23 protein-coding genes and 1 tRNA gene are annotated in these 24,997 nt (G+C 71.7%); 11 read left to right on the top strand and 13 right to left on the bottom strand.

The genetic code is table 11. The features are described 5' to 3' along the window. Positions 1-223: 223 nt before the first annotated feature. The 4 genes from FGW31_RS17060 to FGW31_RS17045 are packed head-to-tail and all read left to right on the top strand — an operon-like array spanning position 224 to position 2,949. Positions 224-385 carry a hypothetical protein gene (locus FGW31_RS17060; RefSeq protein WP_182674680.1) on the top strand — a complete coding sequence of 54 codons (162 nt, stop codon included), beginning with the start codon at positions 224-226 and terminating at the stop codon, positions 383-385. Continuing rightward, on the top strand, positions 382-1,020 hold the full coding sequence (locus tag FGW31_RS17055) for an aminodeoxychorismate/anthranilate synthase component II (RefSeq protein WP_142194292.1): 639 nt from the start codon (positions 382-384) through the stop codon (positions 1,018-1,020). Before FGW31_RS17060 ends, FGW31_RS17055 begins: the two co-directional genes overlap by 4 nt. Beyond that, positions 1,017-2,180 (top strand): class E sortase, encoded by a 1,164-nt coding sequence (locus FGW31_RS17050; RefSeq protein WP_142194291.1) that lies wholly within the window; start codon positions 1,017-1,019, stop codon positions 2,178-2,180. Before FGW31_RS17055 ends, FGW31_RS17050 begins: the two co-directional genes overlap by 4 nt. Positions 2,181-2,193: 13 nt before the next feature. After that, positions 2,194-2,949 carry a class E sortase gene (locus tag FGW31_RS17045; protein ID WP_161175064.1) on the top strand — a complete coding sequence of 252 codons (756 nt, stop codon included), beginning with the start codon at positions 2,194-2,196 and terminating at the stop codon, positions 2,947-2,949. Between the two features lie 88 nt (positions 2,950-3,037). Here FGW31_RS17045 and pknB read toward each other — a convergent pair whose 3' ends face one another. The 6 genes from pknB to FGW31_RS17010 form a co-directional block, all read right to left on the bottom strand. Beyond that, a complete protein-coding gene (gene pknB / locus FGW31_RS17040; RefSeq protein WP_142194289.1) occupies positions 3,038-5,041 on the bottom strand; it encodes a Stk1 family PASTA domain-containing Ser/Thr kinase in 2,004 nt (667 codons plus the stop codon). Between the two features lie 169 nt (positions 5,042-5,210). Then, positions 5,211-6,683 carry a peptidoglycan D,D-transpeptidase FtsI family protein gene (locus FGW31_RS17030; protein WP_142194288.1) on the bottom strand — a complete coding sequence of 491 codons (1,473 nt, stop codon included), beginning with the start codon at positions 6,681-6,683 and terminating at the stop codon, positions 5,211-5,213. Continuing rightward, positions 6,680-8,116 carry an FtsW/RodA/SpoVE family cell cycle protein gene (locus FGW31_RS17025; RefSeq protein WP_142194287.1) on the bottom strand — a complete coding sequence of 479 codons (1,437 nt, stop codon included), beginning with the start codon at positions 8,114-8,116 and terminating at the stop codon, positions 6,680-6,682. The genes FGW31_RS17030 and FGW31_RS17025 overlap by 4 nt, the downstream gene beginning before the upstream one ends. A gap of 27 nt (positions 8,117-8,143) precedes the next feature. Continuing rightward, a complete protein-coding gene (locus tag FGW31_RS17020) occupies positions 8,144-9,736 on the bottom strand; it encodes a Stp1/IreP family PP2C-type Ser/Thr phosphatase (protein ID WP_182674678.1) in 1,593 nt (530 codons plus the stop codon). Between the two features lie 93 nt (positions 9,737-9,829). Next, positions 9,830-10,339, bottom strand: coding sequence for an FHA domain-containing protein FhaB/FipA (locus FGW31_RS17015; RefSeq protein WP_142194286.1), 510 nt, complete (start codon positions 10,337-10,339; stop codon positions 9,830-9,832). Between the two features lie 10 nt (positions 10,340-10,349). Then, positions 10,350-11,186, bottom strand: coding sequence for an FhaA domain-containing protein (locus tag FGW31_RS17010; protein WP_142194285.1), 837 nt, complete (start codon positions 11,184-11,186; stop codon positions 10,350-10,352). Positions 11,187-11,707: 521 nt separating this feature from the next. Here FGW31_RS17010 and FGW31_RS17005 point away from each other — a divergent pair. Further along, positions 11,708-11,791 (top strand) — tRNA-Leu (locus FGW31_RS17005). 218 nt (positions 11,792-12,009) lie between these two features. On the opposite strand, the gene FGW31_RS17000 is transcribed toward FGW31_RS17005, so the two are convergent. Both FGW31_RS17000 and FGW31_RS16995 read right to left on the bottom strand, forming a co-directional pair. Further along, the gene (locus FGW31_RS17000; RefSeq protein WP_142194284.1) at positions 12,010-12,939 is read right to left on the bottom strand and encodes an NAD-dependent epimerase/dehydratase family protein; all 930 of its coding nucleotides are present in this window, start codon (positions 12,937-12,939) and stop codon (positions 12,010-12,012) included. Continuing rightward, positions 12,936-13,898: a ScbA/BarX family gamma-butyrolactone biosynthesis protein gene (locus tag FGW31_RS16995; protein WP_233452506.1), complete on the bottom strand. Its 963-nt coding sequence runs from the start codon at positions 13,896-13,898 to the stop codon at positions 12,936-12,938. Before FGW31_RS16995 ends, FGW31_RS17000 begins: the two co-directional genes overlap by 4 nt. Before the next feature lie 243 nt (positions 13,899-14,141). Here FGW31_RS16995 and FGW31_RS16990 point away from each other — a divergent pair, with 243 nt between their 5' ends. The 4 genes from FGW31_RS16990 to FGW31_RS16975 all read left to right on the top strand — a co-directional run bounded on the left by FGW31_RS16990 (position 14,142) and on the right by FGW31_RS16975 (position 18,160). Further along, positions 14,142-14,807: a ScbR family autoregulator-binding transcription factor gene (locus FGW31_RS16990; protein ID WP_142194282.1), complete on the top strand. Its 666-nt coding sequence runs from the start codon at positions 14,142-14,144 to the stop codon at positions 14,805-14,807. 245 nt (positions 14,808-15,052) lie between these two features. Further along, positions 15,053-16,555, top strand: coding sequence for a DUF2252 domain-containing protein (locus FGW31_RS16985; RefSeq protein WP_373303351.1), 1,503 nt, complete (start codon positions 15,053-15,055; stop codon positions 16,553-16,555). Between the two features lie 382 nt (positions 16,556-16,937). Next, positions 16,938-17,777, top strand: a complete 840-nt coding sequence (locus FGW31_RS16980) for a J domain-containing protein (protein ID WP_182674676.1) — start codon at positions 16,938-16,940, stop codon at positions 17,775-17,777. Positions 17,778-17,830: 53 nt separating this feature from the next. Next, complete coding sequence (locus tag FGW31_RS16975; RefSeq protein WP_142194437.1) at positions 17,831-18,160, top strand: rhodanese-like domain-containing protein; 330 nt, start codon at positions 17,831-17,833, stop codon at positions 18,158-18,160. A 277-nt stretch (positions 18,161-18,437) separates the two neighbouring features. Here the strand turns inward: FGW31_RS16975 and FGW31_RS16970 are convergent, their stop codons facing one another. The 5 genes from FGW31_RS16970 to paaA are packed head-to-tail and all read right to left on the bottom strand — an operon-like array spanning position 18,438 to position 22,066. Next, the gene (locus tag FGW31_RS16970) at positions 18,438-19,496 is read right to left on the bottom strand and encodes a 2Fe-2S iron-sulfur cluster-binding protein (RefSeq protein WP_142194281.1); all 1,059 of its coding nucleotides are present in this window, start codon (positions 19,494-19,496) and stop codon (positions 18,438-18,440) included. Then, positions 19,496-20,035 (bottom strand): 1,2-phenylacetyl-CoA epoxidase subunit PaaD, encoded by a 540-nt coding sequence (gene paaD, locus FGW31_RS16965; RefSeq protein WP_142194280.1) that lies wholly within the window; start codon positions 20,033-20,035, stop codon positions 19,496-19,498. The genes FGW31_RS16970 and paaD overlap by 1 nt, the downstream gene beginning before the upstream one ends. After that, on the bottom strand, positions 20,029-20,763 hold the full coding sequence (gene paaC / locus FGW31_RS16960; protein WP_142194279.1) for a 1,2-phenylacetyl-CoA epoxidase subunit PaaC: 735 nt from the start codon (positions 20,761-20,763) through the stop codon (positions 20,029-20,031). Before paaC ends, paaD begins: the two co-directional genes overlap by 7 nt. Beyond that, entirely contained in the window at positions 20,760-21,047 is a 288-nt protein-coding gene (gene paaB, locus FGW31_RS16955; RefSeq protein WP_031018095.1) for a 1,2-phenylacetyl-CoA epoxidase subunit PaaB, read from the bottom strand. The genes paaC and paaB overlap by 4 nt, the downstream gene beginning before the upstream one ends. Then, a complete protein-coding gene (gene paaA / locus FGW31_RS16950; RefSeq protein WP_142194278.1) occupies positions 21,044-22,066 on the bottom strand; it encodes a 1,2-phenylacetyl-CoA epoxidase subunit PaaA in 1,023 nt (340 codons plus the stop codon). Before paaA ends, paaB begins: the two co-directional genes overlap by 4 nt. A 309-nt stretch (positions 22,067-22,375) precedes the next feature. Here paaA and FGW31_RS16945 point away from each other — a divergent pair, with 309 nt between their 5' ends. Together FGW31_RS16945 and FGW31_RS16940 are read left to right on the top strand one after the other, a co-directional pair. Then, positions 22,376-23,455, top strand: a complete 1,080-nt coding sequence (locus FGW31_RS16945; RefSeq protein ID WP_142194277.1) for a DUF5819 family protein — start codon at positions 22,376-22,378, stop codon at positions 23,453-23,455. Next, positions 23,452-24,723: an HTTM domain-containing protein gene (locus tag FGW31_RS16940; protein WP_267905344.1), complete on the top strand. Its 1,272-nt coding sequence runs from the start codon at positions 23,452-23,454 to the stop codon at positions 24,721-24,723. The genes FGW31_RS16945 and FGW31_RS16940 overlap by 4 nt, the downstream gene beginning before the upstream one ends. Positions 24,724-24,997: the final 274 nt, after the last annotated feature.

Genomic DNA, 24,997 nt, shown 5'->3' with positions numbered 1-24,997 from the left:
GTGGAACACGCACGCGCGGCCGGAGCGGTGTTTCACGTGGAACAACCACCCGCCGTCGAGGCGATCGGTCCCAGGCCACGTACGTATGGGTGCCCGCAGCCTGCGGCCACGGCCGCGCGGCCGTCACGGAGCCTCGCGGAGGCCGGGAAACCGGAGGCGTTGCGCCGTTAGTCTGTTGGCGTACGGCGTGGGTCTGGTGCCGTGGTACGACGGAAGGGACGGCATGTACAGCTGGATCTGGCGGCATCTGCCGGGCAATGCATGGGTGAAGGCACTCATCTCACTCGTGCTGATCATCGCCGTGGTCTACATCCTCTTCCAGTACGTCTTCCCGTGGGCCGAGCCGCTGCTGCCCTTCAATGATGTGACGGTGGACAACCAGTGAGCGCGCGCATTCTCGTCGTCGACAACTACGACAGCTTCGTCTTCAACCTGGTCCAGTACCTGTACCAGCTGGGCGCCGAGTGCGAGGTCCTGCGCAACGACGAGGTCTCGACCGAGCACGCCCAGGACGGTTTCGACGGGGTGCTGCTCTCCCCGGGGCCCGGCACTCCCGAGGAGGCCGGTGTCTGCGTGGACATGGTGCGGCACTGCGCGTCGACCGGGGTGCCGGTCTTCGGCGTCTGCCTCGGCATGCAGTCGATGCAGGTGGCGTACGGCGGTGTCGTGGACCGTGCGCCCGAGTTGCTGCACGGCAAGACCTCGCCGGTGGAGCACGAGGGCAAGGGCGTCTTCGCGGGGCTGCCCTCACCGTTCACGGCGACCCGCTACCACTCGCTGGCCGCCGAGCCGGCCACGGTGCCGCCGGAGCTGGAGGTCACGGCCCGGACGCCGGACGGCATCGTGATGGGGCTGAGGCACCGTGAACTCCTGGTGGAGGGCGTGCAGTTCCATCCCGAGTCGGTGCTGACCGAGCACGGGCACCGGATGCTGGCCAACTGGCTGGCGGAGTGCGGCGACGAGGCCGCGGTGGCGAGGTCGGCGGGGCTCGCCCCGGTGGTGGGCAGGGCCACGGCGTGACCGCGCTGCGCCCCGAGCGCGAGTCCGGCGTGGACGCCTACGGCGGCGCCGGCGACCAGGGCACCTCGTACGGCGGTCAGCCGTACGGGGACCCGGGCGCGTACGGGGACGGCTGGTACGACGGCACGGCGCCGGCGGCCGACCCGTACGACGGCACCGCCTCGGCGCCCGATCCGTACGCCGGTGCCTCCGACAGCACCGCCTTCCTGCCACCGGTCGACGAGGAGACCGTGGCGCTGCGCATCCCCGAGCCGCCGGAGCGGACGGCACGCGAGCAGCCCGCACCGGTGCCGGGCGCCGGCAGAGCGGCCCGCAGGAAGGCGGCCAGGAAGCGCCACGGGCGGCGTGGGGGCTCCCACAAGGCCGCCGGGGCCTCCGGGGCCTCTGGGGCGGCAGAGGGCCGTGAAGGGGCGACAGAGGGGGCGGAGGAGGCCTCACGGGCGCCACTCTCGCGCGTGGAGGCACGCCGGCAGGCGCGGGCCCGCAAGGCGAGCCCGGCGGTCGTCGCGAGCCGGGCCATCGGCGAGGTGTTCATCACCACCGGCGTGCTGATGCTGCTGTTCGTCACCTACCAGCTGTGGTGGACCAACGTGCGGGCGCACGCGCAGGCCGGCAAGGAGGCCAGCGACCTCCAGGACGACTGGAAGAACGGTGAGCGCAAGCCCGGGGCGTTCGAGCCGGGGCAGGGCTTCGCGCTGCTGCACATCCCCAAGCTGGACGTCGTGGTGCCGATCGCGGAGGGCATCGACAGCAAGCGGGTCCTCGACCGGGGCATGGTGGGCCACTACGCGGAGGGCGCGCTGAAGACGGCGATGCCCGACGAGAAGAAGGGGAACTTCGGGCTGGCGGGTCACCGCAACACGCACGGCGAGCCGTTCCGGTACATCAACCGGCTGGAGCCGGGCGACCCGATCGTCGTGGAGACGCAGGACACGTACTACGTCTACAAGATGGCGTCCATCCTGCCGGTCACCTCCCCGAGCAACATCAGCGTCCTGGACCCGGTCCCGAAGGGCTCGGGCTTCACCGGCCCGGGCCGGTACATCACGCTGACCACCTGCACACCGGAGTTCACCAGCAAGTACCGCATGATCGTCTGGGGCAAGATGGACGAGGAACGGCCGCGCAGCAAGGGCAAGCCGGATGCGCTCGTCAGTTAAGGGCAGAGGAAACGTGGCAGCGACCGCCGACGACACCGCAGAACACACCGACACGCCCGCCTCCTCGCCGCCGGCGCGCCGCCGCCCCGGCCCGGTGGCGATGGTCGTCGGCTTCTTCGGGGAGCTGCTCATCACCGCGGGCCTGGTGCTCGGTCTGTTCGTCGCCTACTCGCTGTGGTGGACGAACGTCGTCGCGGACCGCGCGGCGGACAAGCAGGCCGACAAGGTCCGCGACTCCTGGTCGCGGGAGTCCGGTGACGGCAAGGGTCCCGCGTCCTTCGACAGCAGGAACGGCATCGGCTTCCTGCACGTGCCCGCGATGAGCGGCGACGAGATCCTCGTCGAGAAGGGCACGTCGATGAAGGTCCTCAACGACGGCGTCGCCGGCTACTACACCGACCCGGTGAAGGCGACCCTGCCGACCTCCGGCAAGGAGGGCAACTTCTCCCTCGCCGCCCACCGGGACGGCCACGGCGCGAAGTTCCACGGCATCCACAAGATCAAGGAAGGCGACCCGATCGTCTTCGAGACGAAGGACACGTGGTACGTCTACAAGACGTACGCGATCCTTCCCGAGACCTCGAAGTACAACGTCGACGTCCTCGGGAAGATCCCGAAGGAGTCCGGCAAGAAGAAGGCCGGCCACTACATCACGCTGACCACCTGCACGCCGGTGTACACGAGCACGTACCGCTACATCGTCTGGGGCGAACTGGTCCGCACCGAGAAGGTGGACGACGACCGGACGCCGCCGAAGGAACTGCGCTAGACGCCGACGCGGGACGTCCCGCACGACAGGAGCCCCGGCCCCCTCCGCAGAGGGCGCCGGGGCTCCTGTCGTGCTGAGCCGCTGCGGGTCAGTCGTCCTCGCCGCCGGTGAGGCCGCCGAAGATGCCGCCGTTGTTGCCTCCGCCGTTGCCGCCCTGCTGGCCGATGGCGATCAGGGTGACCTTGTCGCCCTTCTTGACCGGTTGGCCCTCCGCCGGAGTGCTCTGGACCACCACGGCGTTGTCGTTGTCCGCGCCCTGAACCCTCTCGAGCTGCAGACCCGCCTGGGCGAGGATCTGCTTGGCCTGGCCGACGGTCATCTGAGTGACCTTCGGCATGGCGAACGTCTCGTTCGCCTTGGCCTTGCCGACGACGATCTGAACCTGCGAGTTCTTGTCGACCTGCGTGTTGGCCGCCGGGGTGGTGCGGATGACCTTGCCGACCAGGTTCGGGTCGTCGGTCTCCTCCTCGGTGCAGTTGCCGATGAGTTCGTTGGCCGTCATCTGCGCCTTGGCCTCGTCGCACGTCTTGTTGATGACGTCCGGGACGGTGGACTTGGCCTCCGCCTTGGCGACGGTGAGGGTGATGGTGGTGCCCTTCTCCACCTCTTCGCCGAGACCGGGGTCCTGCTTGAGGACGGTGCCGGGTTCCTCGGCGTTCACCTCCTCCTTGACCTCGACGACGAACTCGTACTTGTCGCCCTCGAGTTCGGCCTTGGCCTCCTCGAGGCTGTCGCCGACGACGCTCGGCACGGCCACCTTCGGCGCCCCGGTCGAGACCACCAGGTTGACGGTCGAGTCCTTCTTGACCTTGGTGCCCGGAGCGGGGTTCTGCGAGCAGATGTTGCCCTTGCTCTGGTTCTCGCAGGGTTTCTCTTCGAAGGCGAGCTGCAGATCGACGTTTTCGGCTTGTTTCTGCGCGTCGGCCTTGGTCTCGCCGATGAAGTTCGGGGCCGCGACGTCGTCGTTGCCCACGCCGTTGCCGCTGATGGCCCACCGGCCGATCAGGATCGCGCCGATGAGGACCAGGACACCCGCCACGACCAGCAATATCGTCGAGGTGTTGTTCTTCTTCGGCTGGCGCCGACGGCCCTGGCGTTCGTCGTAGCCGTAGCCGCCGTCGTCGGGGTTCATGGGCGGCAGCATCGAGGTCGCCGCCCCGGCGCCCGCGTCCGAACGCAGAGCGGTCGTCGGCTGGTCGTCCGGGTAGCCGCCGTAGCCGACCGCGCCCAGGGCGGCGGTCGCGGCCACGGGCTGGCCGTCGAGGCAGGCCTCGATGTCGGCGCGCATCTCGTCGGCCGACTGGTACCGGTAGTCGGGGTCCTTGACCAGCGCCTTCAGCACGATCGCGTCCATCTCGGGCGTGATCTCGGGGTCGAAGACGCTCGGCGGCTGCGGTTCCTCCCGTACGTGCTGGTAGGCGACCGCGACCGGGGAGTCGCCCACGAAGGGCGGCCGGACGGTCAGCAGCTCGTACAGCAGGCAGCCGGTGGAGTACAGGTCGGACCGTGCGTCGACCTGCTCGCCCTTGGCCTGCTCGGGCGAGAGGTACTGGGCGGTGCCGATGACGGCCGCGGTCTGCGTCATCGTCATGCCGGCGTCGCCCATGGCGCGGGCGATGCCGAAGTCCATGACCTTGACCTGGCCGTTGCGCGTCAGCATGACGTTGGCGGGCTTGATGTCGCGGTGGACGATGCCGGCCCGGTGCGAGTACTCCAGCGCCTGGAGGATGCCGATGGTCATCTCCAGCGTCCGCTCCGGCAGCAGCTTGCGGCCGCTGTGCAGAAGCTCACGGAGCGTGGAGCCGTCGACGTACTCCATGACGATGTACGGGATGGAGACCCCGTCGATGTAGTCCTCGCCCGTGTCGTAGACCGCCACGATCGCGGGATGGTTGAGCGAGGCGGCCGACTGGGCCTCCCGGCGGAACCGGGCCTGGAAGGACGGGTCGCGCGCGAGGTCGGCGCGCAACGTCTTCACCGCCACGGTGCGGCCGAGCCGGGTGTCATGCGCGAGGTAGACCTCCGCCATGCCACCGCGACCGAGCACCTGGCCCAGTTCGTACCGGCCGCCGAGGCGACGCGGCTCTTCCATAGCTACCTACCAGCCCTCTCCGTCGGTCCCGGGCGGCACACTCGTGCCGCCGGAGGCTGCCGTCCGGGCCTACCGTACCCGGCTCGATGTGTGTGACCTGGCCACGTACGTCAGCCGATACAGGACCGGTACCGCAACGTGCACCGATGTGAAGCAGACGTGAGCGGGGTCACTGCTTGCCCTTGACGACGGCCTCCATCACGCTCTTGGCGATCGGCGCCGCGAGGCCACCGCCGGAGATGTCGTCACGCACGGCGTTCTCGTCCTCGATCACCACGGCCACGGCCACCGGCGAGCTGCCGTCGCTGTTCTTGGCGTAGGAGATGAACCATGCGTAGGGGTTCTCGCTGTTGTCCACACCGTGCTGCGCGGTGCCGGTCTTGCCGCCGACGGTGACGCCCGGGATCCGGGCGTTGGTTCCGGTGCCCTTCTCGACGACCGTCTCCATCATCGACTGGAGGATCTGCGCGTTCTTCGCCGACATCGGCCGGCTCATCTCCTCCGGATCCGTCTTCTCGACGGTGTCGAGGCTCGGCGCCTGGAGCTCGTCGACCATGTACGGCTTCATCAGGGTGCCGTTGTTGGCGACGGCGGCGGAGACCATGGCCATCTGCAGCGGAGTGGCGGCGGTGTTGAACTGGCCGATGGAGGACAGGGCGACCTCGGAGGGCGCCATGTCCTCGGAGAACACGGAGGCGCTGGAGCGCACCGGCGTGAACTGCTCCTCGGTGAAGCCGAACTTCTTCGCCATCTCCAGCATCTTGTCGTTGCCGAGGTCCGAACCGATCTTGCCGAAGACGGTGTTGCAGGACACCCGCAGCGCCTCGCGCAGGGAGGCGTCCTTGCAGGGGAGGTCGCCCTCGTTCTTCAGCTCGGTGGTGGTGCCGGGCATGGTCCACGGCAGCGGCGTCTCGGTCTTCTGGTCCGCGTCCTCGTACAGGCCGTTCTCCAGCGCGGCCGCCGCGGTGAGCACCTTGAAGGTGGAGCCGGGCGGGTAGACCTCGCGCAGCGCCCGGTTCAGCATCGGGTCGTTCGGGTTGTTCTTCTTCTGGAGCTTCTTCCACGCCTCGGCGTCCGAGGCGCCGTCACCGGCGATCGTGGACGGGTCGTACGACGGGAAGGAGGCCAGCGCGAGGATCTTGCCGGTGGACGGCTCGATCGCCACGACGGAACCCTTGCCGCCCTGCTTCTTCAGGCCCTCGTAGGCGGCCTTCTGCGCGGCGGCGTTGAGCGTGGTGACGACATTGCCGCCCTCCTTGTTCTTCCCCGTCAGCATGTCGAGGGTGTTGCGGAAGAAGAGGCGGTCGTCGTTGCCGGTGAGGATGCCGTCCTCGATGGACTCCAGCTGGTTGGCGCCGAAGGCCTGCGAGACGAAGCCGGTGACCGGCGCCCACATGGCGCCGTCCTTGTAGGTGCGCTTGTACTTGAAGTCGCCCTTGGTGGTGGTGTGCCCGGTGATCGGCTCGCCGCCGACGATGATGTCGCCGCGCGGCGAGGCGTACCGCTCGATGGCGACGCGGCGGTTGTGCTCGTCGGTCCGCAGCTCGTCGGCCTGGACGTACTGCAGCCAGTTGTCCCGGATGAGCAGGGTCAGGATGAGCAGGCCACAGAAGATCGCGATCCGGCGCAGGGGCTTGTTCACGGGCGGACCACCTGGGTCATCTCGGCGTCGGGGTTGGCGGCGGGTGCGGGGGCCGGGCGCCGTGCGGTGTCGCTGATCCTCAGCAGGATGCCGATCAGCGCCCAGTTGGCGATGACGGAGGAACCTCCGTACGCCAGGAACGGCATCGTCATACCGGTCAGCGGGATCAGACCCATGACACCGCCGGCGACGACGAAGACCTGCAGCGCGAAGGCGCCGGACAGGCCGATGGCGAGCAGCTTGCCGAACGGGTCGCGGGCGGCGAGGGCGGTGCGCACGCCGCGCTCCACGATCAACGCGTACAGCAGCAGCAGCGCCATGACGCCGGCCAGGCCCAGCTCCTCGCCGAAGGTGGCGAGGATGAAGTCGGAGTTGGCGGCGAACCGGATGAGCTCGGAGTGGCCCTGGCCCCAGCCGGTGCCGAGGGTGCCGCCGGAGCCGAACGCCCACAGCGCCTGCATGGCCTGCTCGGAGTGGCCGAGGACGCCCTCGCGGGACAGCGTGTACTCGCGCATCGGGTCGAGCCAGGCGTCGACACGCTGCTGGATGTGCGGTTCGAAGCTGGCCACGCCGACGGCGCCGACCGCGGACATCAGCAGACCGAAGACGATCCAGCTGGTCCGCTCGGTGGCGACGTACAGCATGATCACGAACATGCCGAAGAACAGCAGCGAGGTGCCGAGGTCGGTCTCGAAGACCAGGATGAGGATCGACACCATCCAGACCACCAGGATGGGGCCGAGGTCGCGGCCACGGGGCAGGTACAGGCCCATGAAGCGGCGGCTGGCCAGCGCGAGCGCGTCCCGCTTCACCATCAGGTAGCCGGCGAAGAAGATCGCCAGCACGATCTTGGCGAACTCACCGGGCTGGATGGAGAAGCTGCCGACCTGGATCCAGATCTTGGCGCCGTAGATGTTCTTGCCGAGGCCCGGCACCAGCGGCAGCAGCAGCAGGAACAGCGCGCCGACCATGGAGATGTAGGTGTAGCGCTGCAGGACCCGGTGGTCCTTGAGGAAGATCAGTACGCCGATGAACAGGGCGATGCCCATCGCGGTGTACATCAGCTGCCGGGGCGCGGCCGTGCCGGCCTGCTGGATGCTCTGCAGCAGCTCGGACTGGTCCAGCCGCCAGATGGCGACCAGCCCGAGCCCGTTGAGCAGGGTGGCCAGCGGCAGCAGCAGCGGGTCCGCGTAGGGCGCGAACTTCCGTACGGCGAGATGCCCGACGCCCGCCAGCAGGCCGAGGCCCAGGCCGTAGCTCAGCAGCCCGGCGGGCACCTGGCCGTCGAGGGCGAGGCCGACGTTGGCGTAGGCGAACACCGGGATGACGACGGCGAACACCAGCAGCGCGAGCTCGGTGTTGCGGCGGCTGGGCGCGCCGATCGCGCCGATCGTGGACGTGTGCTGCGTCGACGGGTTGGTAGTACTGCTCATCGTGTGACAGGGCCTCTCACGGCTTGCCTACTGCTTACCGCACAGCGAGACGACCTTCTGCTCTTCCTCCGAGAGGCTGGGGCCGGGGCTGGGAGTGGGTGCGGTCGTGGACGGGGGCGTGGACTGCTCCGGGGCCTTCGGCGAGCCGGACGGGTTCGGCGACGGCGAGACCTTGGACGCGAAGGAGGCGGGGGTGGTTCCGGTGGTGCCTCCGGCCTCGCCCTCGCCGGTCCTCGCGTTGCTCTCGCTCTCGGCGGCGCGCCGTTCGGCCTGCTTCCTGCACGCGGAGGCCTGCACCGCCAGTTCCTCGATCTTCTCCCGGGCGCCGTACAGATCGCCTTCGGCGATGGTCGCCTCGACCAGCTTGCGCTGGTAGGGCGGCAGGTACTTGAGTTCGATCTCGGGGTGGTCCTTCTCGACCTTCGACAGCGAGACCCAGGCCAGGTCCTGGCTGATGCCCCGGTACAGGGCGACGTGCTCGCCCTTGGTGCCGACGTAGTACTGCGTCTGGGTCCAGCGCCAGCCGCCGTACAGGCCGCCGCCGATGACGGCGAGCGCCAGCAGGCTGTACACGGACCTCTTGAGCCACCTGCGGTCCTTGCCGGGCTTGGCGAAGTCCTCGTCGGAGTAGCCGAAGCCGTCGGTGGGGATGAAGCCGGTGATGTCGCCGCTGCCGGGCGGACCGAACTCGCCCTGGGCGCCGCCCTGCTGGCGTCGGCGGCCGAGGCCGGAGGCGCGGCCGGCCGGGGTCTGCATGATCCCGTTGTCGTGCAGCTGGTGCTGGTTCTCGGCGACGGCGCCCACCACGACCGGGGTGTCGGACAGCTGCCCGGCGAGGGTGTCGCCGGTGTCCAGGTCCAGCACGTCGGCGACGATCACGGTGATGTTGTCGGGGCCGCCGCCGCGCAGCGCCAGCTCGATCAGGTTCTGCACCGTCTCCTCGGGGCCCTGGTAGCTGGCCAGGGCGTCCTCGAGGGTCTGGTGGGAGACCACGCCGGACAGGCCGTCGGAGCAGATCAGGTACCGGTCGCCGGCCCGCACCTCGCGGATCGACAGGTCGGGCTCGACGTGCTCGCCGCTGCCGAGGGCCCGCATCAGCAGGGACCGCTGCGGGTGGGTGGTCGCCTCCTCCTCGGTGATCCGTCCCTCGTCCACCAGGCGCTGCACCCAGGTGTGGTCCTGGGTGATCTGGGTGAGGACGCCGTCGCGCAGGAGGTAGGCGCGGGAGTCGCCGACGTGCACCATGCCGAGCCGCTGACCGGTCCACAGCAGGGCGGTCAGGGTGGTGCCCATGCCTTCGAGCTGGGGGTCCTCCTCGACCATCATGCGCAGCTGGTCGTTGGCGCGCTGGACGGCCGAGCCGAGGGAGGTGAGCAGGTCGGAGCCGGGGACGTCGTCGTCGAGCGCGACGATGGTGGAGATCGCCTCGGAGGAGGCGACCTCGCCGGCGGCGGCACCGCCCATGCCGTCGGCGATGGCGAGCAGGCGCGGACCGGCGTAACCGGAGTCCTCGTTGCCCTCCCGGATCATGCCCTTGTGCGATCCGGCGGCGAAGCGCAGGGACAGACTCATGCGCACCTCGCCTGTCGGCTCCGGGTACAGCCGGTCGTGTCGAGCCACACTGCCCACCCTCCGGTCGGGAGCGCGCCGGGATCCTGGGTGGGGACCCCCACTGCGTGCTCGCTCCGCTCGCGCTCATTCATTGGTGTAGCACTACTTCCGCAGCTCGATGACGGTCTTGCCGATGCGGATCGGTGCGCCCAGCGAAATCGGTGTGGGGGTCGTCAGCCGGGTCCGGTCCAGGTAGGTGCCGTTGGTGGAGCCCAGGTCCTCGACGATCCACTGGCCGTCGCGGTCCGGGTAGATCCTGGCATGGCGGCTGGAGGCGTAGTCGTCGTCCAGCACGATCGTGCTGTCGTGCGCCCGGCCCAGGGTGATGGTCTGGCCCTGGAGGGCGACGGTGGTGCCGGTGAGGGTTCCTTCGGTCACGACCAGCTTGGTGGGGGTGTTCCGGCCGCGGCGGCCGCCGCCGGTCTGCTGGCGCTGCTGCGGTGGCGCCTGCCGGGCGGCCTGCTGCTGCCGGCCGGCGTCCCGGCGGGATCCGCGCTGTGTGACACGCGTCCCGAACAGGTCACTCCGGATGACCTGCACGGCCACGATCACGAACAGCCACAGAACGGCCAGGAACCCCAGCCGCATGACCGTGAGGGTCAGCTCTGACATTGCCCCCGCTTCACCCTTCGGCTTGCCTATAGATAACGGTGGTGCTGCCCACGACGATCCGCGAGCCGTCGCGGAGCGTAGCGCGGGTGGTGTGCTGCCCGTCCACCACGATGCCGTTGGTGGATCCGAGATCCTGGATCGTCGAGGGCGTACCGGTCCGGATCTCGCAGTGCCGGCGGGAGACGCCGGGGTCGTCGATCCGTACGTCTGCTTCGGTGCTGCGGCCCATCACCAGGGTGGCGCGGGAGATCTGGTGGCGGGTGCCGTTGATCTCGACCCAGTAGCGGGTGCGTCCGCCCGCCGGTGCGGCGGACGGCTGCGGGTAGCCGTACCCGCCGGGACGGCCGCCGGGCGGCGGCGCGGCCGGCATGGGCGGGGCGCCCGCGGGGGCGGCCGGCGGGTATCCGTATCCGCCGGGACGGCCGGCGGGCGGTGCCCCGGCGGGGCCCGGGGCCGAGGGGGCCTGGCTGGCGGAGGAGGCGAGCGTGCGGCTGCGCACCCGGTAGAGGCCGGTGTCGAGGTCGTCCGCCTTCTCCAGGTGCACCTTGATGGGGCCCATGAAGGTGTACCGCTGCTGCTTGGCGTAGTCGCGGACCATGCCGGCGAGCTCGTCGCCGAGCTGGCCGGAGTACGGGCTGAGCCGCTCGAAGTCGGGGGTGCTCAGCTCGACGATGAAGTCATTGGGTACGACGGTCCGGTCGCGGTTCCAGATGGTCGCGTTGTTGTCGCATTCCCGCTGGAGCGCTCCCGCGATCTCCACGGGCTGCACCTCGGACTTGAACACCTTGGCGAAGGTGCCGTTGACCAGACCTTCGAGACGCTGCTCGAACTTCTTCAGGACTCCCATGGGGCACCTCCTCCGTAGCCGCCGTCCTGTGTACTGCCCCGTGCACGCCTCCGTGCACCGCTTACCTGGTACTGCTTACTGATCGTATCCACGCGCCGGTCGATCGGCTGGTTCCCCCTGTCCGCCCGGTCGACGGGTGTCGACGCCTGACGACGTTCCCTCCGGCGCTCCCCTTCGAACTCCTTCGGTCGCGCTCGTGCGCGTCGTGCTGCCATGGATCGTAGAGGGGGCCGAAGACCAGTGTCCCGCACCCGGCTGTGGACTCCGTCCGGCTCCTGGGGAGACGGGGGCTACCGGTACGAGGTTGATACGTGAATCAGTCACCGTCGCTACGAAGTCGCCGCCGAAGCGGCCGCGGGTTGCCGGCCCGGGGCGGGCCGGAGGGATCGGCGCCGGTCGGGACGGGTGCCGCCGGGGGCGGGAAAGAAGGGATGTGAATCCACCCCGACCAGCGTGCTAATGTTCTGGGTGTCGGAAGGCGCCGGGCCCCAAGGGGCAAGGGCCGGAAGGCAACACCCAATGCGCGGGTGGCGGAATAGGCAGACGCGCTGGATTCAGGTTCCAGTGCCCGCAAGGGCGTGGGGGTTCAACTCCCCCCTCGCGCACACCGTCGAAAGGGCGGCATCCATCGGATGCCGCCCTTTCGCATGTCCGGGGGCGGCGCGACATGAGGATGTCGTGTGAGGAACATCTCATGATCCTTTTCGCCGTCGGGTGGGGTGGAGTTCACCCTCGCCGACAGGCCGTGGATGTGTGAAGAGGCTCCTCGGAGCGGCCGCGACCCGTGAAACCGACGGTGCGGTCTCTTTCCAGTTCCGGTGCGTCAGTGGTCCGTCGCGATGTGCGACCGGTACCAGGGCGCCGAGCGGGCGAAGCCGCGGGCGAAGCCCTCGCCCGGAGAGCAGTCCAGGTCCTTCCAGAAGTCCTCGGACGAGAACCAGTGGTCCACGGTGAGCATGCCGAGGTGATGCAGCGCGCGCGGAGACCCGGCGGCACGGGCACGGGCGGTGGCCACGTCCACCCCGGCACCCCCGCCGGGCCGCTCCACCCGCTCGCACACGGCCGCGAGCAGCTCCGAGGCGGGGACCGGATCGGGATGCCCGACGTAGTGGGCGCCGGACCCCAGATGCGGGGACAGGGCCGCCGCGACGACCGCCCGGCCCAGGGTCTCCACATCGATCATCGAGTGGAGCGCCGTGCAGCCGGTGACGGTCGCGGACAGCTCCCGCAACAGCCCCACCAGCCCGGGAACCACCCAGCGGTCGCCCTCGCCGTACACCAGGTGCGGGCGCAGCACCAGACCGCCCGCCTCCAGGACGTGCCGCTCGGCCGCCGCGCGGGTGCGGCTGGTGGCCGAGACGGGCGCGATCGGAGCCTCGCCGGGCCGTACGCCGCGGAAGGGGCCCCGGCCGTGGACGGCGGCAGTGCTGACGTACACGATCCGGCGCACCCCGCTGCGCACCGCCTCCTCCACCAGGGCCCGTGTGCCGGTGTCGTTGACGGCCGCGACGGACTCCGGGACACCGCCCACGCGGGAGGCGCAGTGGACCAGGACGTCGACGCCGGCGCAGCTGCCCCGCAGGCCGGCGGGGTCGAGGAGATCACCGGGCACCACCGTCCCGGCGTCCGGCCGGGCGGCAGGCGTACGGCGGGACAGCGCGCGGACGCGGACACCGGGGCGGCTCCCGGCCGCCGCCGCGACCCGGCTGCCGACGAAGCCGGTGGCGCCGGTGATCAGGAGGTCGACGGTCACGGCAGGGACCGCACCGGGGCGGTGGGTGCGCAGGTGAGGGTCGCGGCGAAGACGGGCTCGTCGTCCTGGTGCCCGGTCACCCGCACCGTCACCTCGTCGTCGTCCTTGTCGAGGACCTCGGTCTCGATCCAGCAGGGGCTGTCGAGTTCGGCGTAGCGGCTGAAGGAGGCGGACAGCTCCGAGGGCAGGAAGGGGCGCCGTCCGGACGCGGCGGTCGCCGCCTGGCGGGCCGCCTCGAACAGGACCATGCCGGGCACGTGGTCGTTGGGCCGGGGGAACAGCACCGGGTGGCCGGTGTGCACGCGCAGCAGCCAGGCGCCGGGCCGGTCGGTGGCGGACAGGACGACGTCCTGCGCGCGGTGCCTGCCCACCGACTCCGCCGGGACGGGCGCAGGCGGCGGGGGTATGCGGATGCCGCGGTCGGACAGCTGCCGGGCCCGCAGGCGGCGGTAGGCGGCCGGTGAGGTGCAGCCGGTGCTTCCGGTGCCCCGGGCGACGAGCCGTCCCGCGCGGTGGAACTCCATCGTCGTCCGCATGCCGTTCAGCCCGCGGCCCCGGCGGCGGACCTCGGAGCAGACCACGTCCACGGTGACCGGCTCGGCCGCGTCCGCGAGCAGGAGCCGCGCCGGGTCGGTGGAGATCTCCAGGTCCCGCATGACGAAGTGGGTGTCCGCGGGGACGCCGAACTCGGCGTGGGCGAGCGCCATCGAGGTTTGACGCAACGTTTCCCCGACGATCATCGGATCCTGGTGGCGGTCGTCGACGGGGCCGAAGAAACTGTGCCGGGCGGGCCAGTGCGCCGTGACACGGAAGCGGACGTCGGAGAGCCGCACCCACTCGACCGGGAAGACGTCCTCAACGCGAGGGCGGTGGGCGAGTTCCGTCGTGACGCGCGTGCGCGCGCCGCGCCTGCCGGCGGTGTTTGCGGGTAAGGCCCGCTGTCCGGTCTGATCCTCCACGGGTGCGCTCAAGGAATCCGGCTGCGGCATGAGGAACCCCCGGGATCGGCAATCTGGCTCCGGTCGGTTCGCACTAAGATACGGACGAGACGGTTTTTTTCCAAGGGTGATCCACATCGCCGGAGAGACCCCACGCGCCCCGCACGGCACGACAGGCACACGGTGGCTTCACTGCCGCTTCACGGTGCCTGCACGGTGCGAACCACGAGATCCAAGCGATCCACCCAGATCAGGAGGCACCCGATGGCGCGACAGGAGCGCGCGATCCGCACCCGGCGGACCATCCTGGAGGCGGCGGCGGCCGTCTTCGACGAACGCGGCTACACCTCGGCGACCATCGGGGAGATCCTGGAGCGGGCCGGGGTCACCAAGGGCGCCCTGTACTTCCACTTCGGTTCCAAGGAGGAGCTGGCGCTGGGGGTGTTCGAGGAGCAGCTGGCGATCTCGCTGCCGCCCCAGTCCAGCAGGCTGCAGGAACTCGTCGACTCCGGGCTCGTGCTGGCCCTGCGGCTGCGGACCGAACCACTCGTGCGGGCCAGCGTCGGACTGGCCCTGGATCAGGGGGCGCTCGGGCTGGACCGCACTCCGGCGTTCGGCATGTGGATCGACCAGACCACCCGGACGCTGGCCGACGCCAAGGCGGGCGGCGAGCTGCTGCCGCACGTGGACGCCACGGAGACGGCGGAACTGCTCGTCGCCAGCTTCTCCGGGGTGCAGCTCCTGTCCCAGCTGCGCTGCCAGCGGCAGGACCTGGAGCACCGGGTCGTCCTGCTGTTCCACCACATGCTGCCGGGCGTCGCCGTGCCGGCGGTGCTGGCCCGGCTGGACATCTCGCCGGACCGCGCCGAACGGGTACTCGGCGAGAGACGGCTGCTGCCGGTGGCGGAGGACGTCGCGGAAGCGGGGTAGGCGCGGACCCCGACCTGGACGCCGTCCGCCTTCCCCGACGTCGTCGCGCGGGGCGGCTGTCCACAGGGCGGGAGTTGTCCACAGGGCCTGACGCGTGTTCGGTCACCGGCTGTACGGTCGGCACGATCGACATGGACGCGTGTACGGCACGCATGTGTACGGGGGAGGCGGTCGCCGTGACCGAGAACGCTGACGGGACGACCGGGACGACCGGGACGACCGGGACCACCGGGGCCACGGGGGCCATGCGGGCCGGTGGGAGCGGTGGCGCCGCTGGGAGCGGCGGGACCGGTGGCGGTGGTGCCGGTGGCGGTGGTGTCGGTGGGACGCGCGCCGGCGGGACGAACGGTGCCGCGAGCCGGGCCCGGCGGCTGCCGCGGGTGCCGGGATTCGCCGAGTGGCCCGCCGCCGGCAACCCGAGGGACGAGGGCAAGGCCCTGCGCAAGCGCGTCCCGCGCGCGGCACACGCCACCCTCGACCTGGACGCCGTCCGCCCCGACGCCGTGCGTGCCGTCGAGGAATCCAGCCGGGACCGGCTGCCCGAACTGACCCCGCTCCGGGTGGGCCGGATGGCGGCGACACCGTTCGCCTTCCTGCGCGGATCGGCGGGCCTCATGGCCTACGACCTGGCCCGTACGCCCATGACCCGGATCGGCGCCCAGATCTGCGGTGACGCCCACGCGGCCAACTTCGGCCTCTACGGCGACGCGCGCGGCGACCTGGTCATCGACCTGAACGACTTCGACGAGACGGTGCACGGCCCCTGGGAATGGGACCTCAAGCGGCTCGCCACCTCGCTCGTGCTCGCCGGACGGGAGGCCGGCGCGGACGAGGACACCTGCCGGGCGGCGGCCCACGACACGGTGGGCGCCTACCGCCGCACCATGCGGCTGCTGTCCAAGCTGCCGGCGCTGGACGCCTGGAACGCCATCGCGGACGAGGAACTCGTCTCCCACACCGACGCCCACGACCTGCTGGGCACCCTGGAGCGGGTCTCCGAGAAGGCCCGCTCCAACACCAGCGGCCGGTTCGCGGCCAGGTCGACCGAGTCGACCGGGGACGGCGGGCGGCGCTTCGTCGACGCGCCGCCGGTCCTGCGCCGGATACCGGACGAGGAGGCCGCCGCGGTGGCGTCCTCGCTGGAGCAGTACCTCGGCACGCTCCCTCCCGACCGGCTCCCGCTGCTGGCCCGGCACGCGGTGCACGATGTGGCGTTCCGCGTCGTCGGCACCGGCAGCGTGGGCACCCGCTCGTACGTCGCGCTGCTCCTCGACCACCGGGGCGAGCCGCTGGTGCTCCAGGTGAAGGAGGCCCGCCCCTCGGCGCTGGTGCCGCACCTGCTGACGGCCGGGTTCGAGGCGCCGGAGGCCGGACACGAGGGCAGGCGGGTGGTCCACGGCCAGAAGCGGATGCAGGTCGTGAGTGACAGCCTGCTCGGCTGGACGACGGTCGACGGCCGTCCCTTCCAGGTGCGGCAGTTCCGCAACCGCAAGGGCAGCGTCGACCCGGCGGCGCTGGCCGCCGACCAGGTCGACGACTACGGCCGGATGACCGGCGCCCTCCTCGCCCGCGCCCACTCGCACAGCGCCGATCCCCGGCTGATCGCCGGGTACTGCGGCAAGAACGACGAACTCGACGCGGCGGTCGCCGCGTTCGCCGTCGCCTACGCCGACCGCACGGAGGCCGACCACGCCGACCTGGTGGCCGCGGTGCGTTCGGGCCGGATCGCGGCGGAGACGGGGGTGTAGCGGAGACGGGGGTGTAGCGGAGACGGGGGCGAAGCGGAGACGGGGGCGAAGCGGAGCCCCGGGGTAGCGGGTGCCGGGCCGGGGTGGAGTCGGGTGCGTGCGCGCGGTGACGGCCGGTGGCTGGGGTGCGTGCGGCGGGCGCTGCCTGTGGTGGGCTCGGGTGCGTGCGGCGGGCGTCGGTGAGGGGTGGGTGCGGGCGCGCGGTGACGGCCGGGGTGGGCTCCGGGTGCGTGTGGTGGGTGACGGCCGGGGTGGGTCGGGTGCGCGGGGCCTGGGCTCGGGGGCGCGGGCGCGGAGGCCCCGGGGGCCGGTGTTTCGCCCGTGGCGGGGTGCGGCGACGGTGCGGGCGGTGGAGCGCGGGCGGGTGGCCTACGCTGTCCGGGTGACGACCTCGGAAGGTGAGCAGGGTGGCGGCGCCGGTGCGGACCGGACGCCCGGCGGCGATGGCGCGGCGCGGCCCGAGGAGCGGCTGGAGCAGGCCGTACGCGCGGCCGAGCAGGCGCTGATCGAGTTCGAGATCGCCGTGGAGACCTTCCGTGTGGAGGTCGAGAACTTCTCCCGGCTGCACGAGCAGAAGCTCGGCCCCATGTACGCCCGCCTCGAGGAACTGGACGCCCGGATCCTGGAGGCCAAGGCCGCCCGCAGCGACGACCCCGAGGACCGGCGCCGGGCCGACGAGGCGCGCGCCCGGCTGATGCCGATCCCCGGCGTCGAAGAGCTCATGAACGGCTGGATGGACGCGGACGGTCTCTTCCCGGAGGCCACCGCCATGCTCACGGACCAGCCGGTCCGGCCCCCGCAGCGGGTGCGGCCCAGCGAGGAGGCCCGCAAGCTCTACCGCGACCTCGCCCGCAAGGCCCACCCGGACCTGGCGCAGGAGGACAAGGAACGCGCCCGCCGCGAGGAGTTCATCACCCGCGTCAACGCCGCCTACGCCCGCGGCAACGAGGCCGAGCTGCGGGAACTCGCCGAGGAATGGGCTGCCGGCCCGGAGCTGAAGCGCCTCCCGAGCGCCGGCGAGGAGCTCTACGCCCGCCTCGAATGGCTCTCCCAGCGCAAGGAACTGCTCACGGTGGTCGCCAGGGAACTGGAGGAGAGCGCCATCGGCTCCATGCTCCGCCTCGCTCCGGACGACCCCGACCGGCTCCTGGAGGAGATCGCCGAGGGGCTGCGGGCCCAGGTGACGGCGCGCGAGGCGGAACTGGCGGCACTGCTGGCCTGAAACCGGGGCTTGCCCGGTCCGGTAGCGTCGGGGGCATGAGTTTTGGAGCTGGTGTGCCCACGGTCCAGGTCACGGACCTCAAGGACGGCGACTTCCTGCTGGACGTCCGTGAGGACGACGAGTGGCAGGCCGGTCACGCCGAAGGAGCGCTGCACATCCCCATCAGTGACTTCGTGGCCCGCTACGGTGAGCTGACCGAGGCCGCCCCGCAGGACGGCCGGATCCATGTGATCTGCCGCTCCGGCGGCCGGTCGGCCCAGGTCACCATGTACCTGGTCCAGCAGGGCATCGACGCCGTGAACGTGGACGGCGGCATGCAGACCTGGGAGTGGGCCGGCCGCCCCGTCGTCACCGACGACGGACAGAAGGGCTACGTCCTCTAGCGAGCGGCGGGCCCGGCCGGGTCGGCGGCGGTGGATCCGCCCCAGGTCGGACGGCGGGCGGATCCGGGACGGTCGATGTGCTGCGGATCCCCAGGACCGCGAGCGGTCGGCGGGCGAGTCCGGGACTGCGGTGGGCGGATCGGGCCCAGTTCGGACGGCGGGCGGATCCGCCCCAGGTTGGACGGCGGGCGAATCCGCGCCGATTGGTGGGTGCGGGCCGATGGGGCTTGCGGGCCTGGCCGTGACAGGGCCGGGCCGGGCCGGCCGGGTTCCGTGCCTACCGGTCGAAGTCCAGCTCCACCGTTTCCGTCACCGGGTGCGACTGACAGGCGAGGACATAGCCCGCCTCGGTCTCCTCCGCCTCCAGCGCGAAGTTGCGGTCCATCCGCACCTCGCCCGAGACGAGGAAGGCGCGGCAGGTGCCGCACACTCCACCCTTGCAGGCGTAGGGCGCGTCGGGCCGGTTGCGCAGCACCGTCTCCAGCAGTGACTCGCCGTCCCGGACGGGCCAGCTGCCGCCGCGTCCGTCCAGCCGGGCCGTGACCGTGCTGTGCGCGGGAGCGGATGCCGTGGAGGCGGGTGCCGCACCGGCATCCACGTGGAAGATCTCCTCGTGGATCCGGGAGCGGGCGACGCCCAGACCGCGCAGCGCCCGCTCGGCTCCCTCCACCAGGCCGTACGGCCCGCACAGGAACCAGCCGTCCACCTGCTCCACGGGCAGCAGCGCCGGCAGCAGCCCGGTCAGCCGCTCCTGGTCCAGCCGGCCCGACGGCAGTCCCGCCTGCTGCTCCTCCCGGGAGAGCACCGTCACCAGCTGGAGCCGATCGGGGTAGCGGTCCTTCAGGTCGGCGACCTCCTCCAGGAACATCGTCGAGGCGGCCGTCCGGTCGCTGCGGACCAGACAGAACCGGGCCCGGGGCTCTCGGGCGAGGAGCGTCGAGACGATCGACAGCACCGGAGTGATGCCGCTGCCGCCGACGATCGCCGCGTACCGGCCCGGCGCGGGCGGGAGGGTGAAGCGGCCGGCCGGGGTCATCACCTCCAGTTCGTCGCCGAGGTCGATCTCCTTGAGGGCGTAGGTGGAGAAGGCGCCGCCCTCGACCAGCCGCACACCGACCCGGAGGCTGTCGGGCGGCCCGTCGGCGGGGGCGGGGGAGCAGATGGAGTAGGTGCGGCGTATCTCCTCGCCGTCGGCGCTGCGCCGCAGGGCCAGGTGCTGGCCGGGGACGTACCGGTACTCCTCGCGCAGGTGCTCGGGGACGGTGAGGGTGAGGGCGACGGAGTCGTCGGTGAGCCGGTCGACCGCGGCCACCCGGAGCCGGTGGAAGCGGGCCATCACAACTCCTTGAAGTGGTCGAACGGTTCACGGCAGGACAGGCAGCGGCGCAGCGCCTTGCACGCGGTCGACGAGAAGCGGCTGAGCAGTTGGGTCTCGGCGGATCCGCAGTGCGGGCAGCGCACGGGGTCGGGGCCGGCCTCCGGCGGGGAGGTGCGGGTGCGTGTCGGGCCCAGTTCCACCCGGACCGGACCGGAGGCCGCTCCGACGCGCGGCGGGGCGATGCCGAACTCCTGGAGTTTGCGCCGTCCTTCGTCCGTGATGTCGTCGGTCGACCAGGCGGGTGCGAGCACCGTGCGCACCGTGACCTCGCGCACGCCGTGCTCGCGCAGCACGCGCTCTATGTCCAGGCTCATCGCCTCGACGGCCGGGCAGCCGGTGTACGTCGGCGTCAGCTCCACCTCGACGGAGCCGGTCCCGCGCGCGTGCACCGCGCGCACCACTCCGAGTTCGCGCAGGGTCAGCACCGGCAGTTCGGGGTCGGGCACCGAACCGGCGAGTTCCAGGAGCTCCGCCTCCAGCGGAGTGGCGGTCACCATGTCGCCCCCGGGTGGCTGCGGTGCAGGTGCTGCATTTCGGCGAGCACGCGGCCGAAGGGCTCGGTGTGCAGGCCCTGGCGGCCCGCGCCGGCCGCCCAGGCTCCCGTGCGGGGGCCGTCGGGCACGGTCAGCGTGGCCCGGACCAGCACCTCGGTGAGGCGCTCCAGCCAGGCCGCCTCCAGGGCGGGCCAGTCGACGTCGAGGCCCTCGACGGGCTGGAACATCTCGCCGGTGTAGCGCCACAGCGCGTCCACGGCGCGCTGCATCCGGGTGTGGCTCTCCTCCGTGCCGTCGCCGAGCCGCAGCGTCCACTGCTCGGCGTGGTCGCGGTGGTAGGCGATCTCCTTGACCGCCTTGCCCGCCAGCGGCGCGAACGGGCCGTCACCGGCGGCCAGTTCGCCGTACAGGAGGTACTGGTGGGAGGAGAAGTACAGCTGCCGGGCGATGGTGTGGGCGAAGTCGCCGTTGGGCTGCTCCACCAACTGGAGGTTGCGGAAGGCGCGTTCCTCGCGCAGATAGGCCAGTTCGTCCTCGTCGCCGGCCATCGACAGCAGCACCCGGGCCTGGCCGAGCAGGTCCAGCGCGATGTTGGCGAGGGCGACCTCCTCCTCCAGCACGGGTGCGTGGCCCGCCCACTCGCCCAGGCGGTGGGAGAGCACCAGGGCGTCGTCCCCCAGGGCGAGGGCGGCTGCCGTGTGGGCGGTGTCCTTCGCGGGTGTCGTCGTCACAGGTGCTGCACCCCCTCGGGGATCTCGTAGAACGTCGGGTGCCGGTACGGCTTGTCCGCGGCCGGTTCGAAGAACGGGTCCTTCTCGTCGGGCGAGGAGGCGGTGATCGAGGAGGACGGCACGACCCAGATGGAGACGCCCTCGCCGCGCCGGGTGTACAGATCGCGGGCGTTGCGCAGGGCGAGCTCCGCGTCCGGCGCGTGCAGGCTGCCGGCGTGGGTGTGGGACAGTCCGCGGCGCGAGCGCACGAAGACCTCCCACAGGGGCCAGTCGGTGTGGGTCATGCTCGGGTCGCTCCCGTCTCGCCGTTGCTGTGTTTGGCCGCGTGGGCCGCTGCCGCCTCCCGGACCCAGGCGCCCTCCTCGTGGGCCTGCCTGCGCCGGGTCAGCCGCTGTTCGTTGCACGGGCCGTTGCCCTTGAGGACGTCCCAGAACTCCGTCCAGTCGATCGGACCGAAGTCGTAGTGCCCGCGCTCCTCGTTCCACTTCAGGTCGGGGTCGGGGAGGGTGAGGCCGAGCGATGCGGCCTGGGGCACGCAGATGTCGACGAAGCGCTGGCGCAGTTCGTCGTTGGAGTGCCGCTTGATCTTCCAGGCCATCGACTGCGCGGAGTGCTGGGACTCGTCGTCGGGCGGGCCGAACATCATCAGCGACGGCCACCACCAGCGGTCCACCGCGTCCTGCGCCATCGCGTGCTGCTCCGGTGTGCCCCGGCTGAGGGCGAGCAGCAGCTCGTAGCCCTGCCGCTGGTGGAAGGACTCCTCCTTGCAGATGCGGACCATGGCGCGGGCGTACGGGCCGTAGGAGCACCGGCACAGGGGGACCTGGTTGGTGATCGCGGCGCCGTCCACCAGCCAGCCGATCGCGCCGACGTCGGCCCAGGTCAACGTCGGGTAGTTGAAGATCGAGGAGTACTTCTGGCGGCCGGAGTGCAGTTTGTCGAGCAGCTCGTCACGGCTGACGCCGAGGGTCTCGGCGGCGCTGTAGAGGTACAGGCCGTGACCGGCCTCGTCCTGCACCTTGGCCATGAGGATCGCCTTGCGGCGCAGCGAGGGCGCACGGGTGATCCAGTTCGCCTCGGGCTGCATGCCGATGATCTCGGAGTGCGCGTGCTGGGCGATCTGCCGCACGAGGGTGGCCCGGTAGGCGTCCGGCATCCAGTCGCGCGGTTCGATCCGCTCGTCGGCGGCGACGGCGGCGTCGAAGGCGCGTTCATAGCCGGTGGTGTCCGTGGTGTCGCCGGCGCCGTCCGGTACGTCGTACGCCTGGCTGCCGGCCGTTTCGCGGGCGGCTGCTGTCGCCATGGGGTCCCCCTCGACCTGGATGGTTCCCGGAGCACGCTCCCGACCGATCGTTCGGTTCGTGCGGTTCCATGGTGTGACGGGCGCCGCGAGGTGTCAACCGCTGTGGATAACCTGCCGTGGGCACCGGTGGACGACGGTGCCGGGCCGAGCGGGTGCGGCGGCCGCGGAACGGGATCCGGACGGGACTGTGCCCGGGCGGCCGGTGCTGAGTACCGTTCCGTGCGACGCCGCTGCGCGGTCGTGCGGGGCGGGCGAGTCGTCTCCGCGGCCCGGCGCGGGCAGCGACCGGGATGCGAGGAACGGGGCGGAATGGACGCGTACGACAAGGGCTCGGACGCCCGGCACGGGCCTGCCGGGCGGGACCGGCCGGATCCGCCCGCCGCCCTGCCGGATCGCGTCGACGCCCCGGACGGCCGACCCGGCCCCCGCACCCCGCCGAGCGGCCCCGGCCGGCCGGCGGACGGTTCGGACGCGGCGCGTCCGCCGGCCGTCCCCGGCGCCGAAGGAGACGCCCGCATATCCGGCGCCGAGCCAGAGGCACTCCCGTCCGGCACCGGTCCGGGCGCGCCCGCCGACCCGGGCTCGCTCCCCGGCCACGGCCCCGGACCCGATCACGTCCCGTCGGCCGGTCCCCGCACCGAAGGGCCCGAGCCCGTCACCACCGACCTGTCCCGGCCCCGTACCGACGTGGCCGGGCCCGGTACCGGAGTGCCCGGGCCCAGTACTGGAGTGGCCGGACCCGGTAGCGGAGTGGCCGCTCTCTCGCTCGGCTACCGGATCGGCGCCGCGGTGGCGCTCGTGGCCGTCGCGGTCGGCGTCTGCGTGCACCTCGGGATGACGTTCCTGCACGTCGCTCCGTCGAACACGGTCAGCAAGGAACACGGCGAGACCGTCGAGAACTGGATCTATCCGGAGTTCGAGCAGAACTGGAAGCTGTTCGCTCCCAACCCGCTGCAGCAGAACATCGCCGTCCAGGTGCGCGCCCAGGTGCGCACGGCGGACGGGCAGGTGCGGACCACCGGCTGGTACGACCTGTCCGCGCAGGACGGCCGGGCCATCGACGGCAACCTGCTGCCCAGCCACACCCAGCAGAACGAACTGCGCCGCGCCTGGGACTTCTTCGTCTCGACGCACGACAACGACAACCGCCCGGTGGGCCTGCGCGGGGCCCTGTCCGAGACGTACGTGCGCCGGATCGCGGCGCTGCGCCTCGACCGGGCGGACGCGGCCGGTCCGGGCGGCGTCGTCGAGCGCGTGCAGCTGCGCTCGCGGACCGCCAATGTGCCGCCGCCGGAGTGGAGCGGGGAGCGGATCTCCACCACGCCCGTCCACCGCACGCTCCCCTGGTGGTCCCTGCCCGAGGACGAGGCCCGGGGAGGCATCGCGTGAACCGCCTCCCGCAGGCCCTCGCGGGGGCGATGGCCCGTGTCACCGATGCCGCGCTCGGCCCCTACCAGTCGGCCGTGATCCGCATCGGCTTCAGCCTGACCTGGCTGCTGTTCCTGCTGCGCGAGTTCCCCCACCGCCAGGAGCTGTACGGTCCCGACGGCCCCTGGTCCTGGACCCTCGCCGAGCAACTGGTCGCGTCGAACGGCTCCTTCACCGCGCTGCTCTGGTCGGACGGGCAGGGCTGGTTCGAGGCCGTGTACGCGCTCGCCGCGCTGTGGAGCCTCCTGCTGCTGCTGGGCTGGCGCACCCGCACCATGTCGGTGCTGTTCATGGTGGGCGTGCTGAGCCTGCAGAACCGCAGCGTCTTCATGGGGGACGGCGGCGACAACGTCCTGCACCTGATGGCGATCTACCTGGTGTTCACCCGGTGCGGCCAGGTCTGGTCGCTGGACGCGCGGCGGGCGCGCCGCACCGCCGAGGCCCGCGCGCGCGGGGAACGGCCGCGGGACCGGGTCGGTCCGGTGCTGTGGTGTGTCCTCGGACTTCTGCTGGCCCTGGTGACGTCGGCCGGCCGGATGGACGGCGACTGGTTCATACCCGCGCTGCTGTGGACCGTGTGGCTCGCGCAGGCCGTGTGGTGGCTGGCCGGGCGCCGCGCGGGCGCGTGGCAGCCGCGGATCCTGCTGGACGCGGTCGCCAACATCGTGCACAACGGCGCCCTGCTGGTGATCATGGCGGAGGCGTGTCTGATCTACGCCACGGCCGGCTGGTACAAGGTCCAGGGCTCCCGCTGGCAGGACGGCACCGCGGTCTACTACCCGCTGCACCTGGAGTACTTCTCCCCCTGGCCGACCCTGGCGGACCTGCTGTCGGCCAGCGGCACCGTCGTCATGCTGGTGACGTACGCGACGGTGGCCGTGCAGGTCGCCTTCCCGTTCACGCTGTTCAACCGGCGCGTCAAGAACGTCCTGTTGACGTTCATGATCCTCGAGCACGCGGTGATCGCCGTCGTGCTCGGGCTGCCGTTCTTCTCCCTGGCGATGATCGCGGCCGACGCGGTCTTCCTGCCGACGTCTTTCCTGCGCAGGCTGGGCGGCCTGGTGACGCGCGCCTCCGGCCGCCTGCGCCCGCGCGGCGGCCCGGCAACGGCACCCGACCCACGCCGACGCCACCCGGGCGCCCGCCCGGAGCCCGCGGACCCGACGGCGAAGGACGCGGCGGCGAAGGACCCGACGGCGAAGGACGCGGCGGCGAAGGCCCGACGGTGAAGAACCCGACGGCGGCGGGCCGGGAGGCGGACCCGGCGGCGAAGGACTCAGCGGCTGCCCCGGTGGCACCGGATCCGGCGGCAAAAGCCCTGGCGGCTGCCCCCGTGGCACCGGATCCGGCGGCAAAAGCCCCGGCGGCTGCCCCGGTGGCAGCGGACCCGGTGCCGCAGGATCCGTTGGTCGCGGACCCGTCACCGCGAAACGGGCGGCCACGGGCTTCCCGGGTGCTGCCCAGGAGCCGGGAGATGCGGCTCCCGCACCGGAAGGGGCGCCG

Source organism: Streptomyces calvus (assembly GCF_006782915.1).
Classification (GTDB): Bacteria; Actinomycetota; Actinomycetes; order Streptomycetales; family Streptomycetaceae; genus Streptomyces; species Streptomyces calvus.
This window is presented reverse-complemented; position numbering and strand designations above follow the sequence as displayed.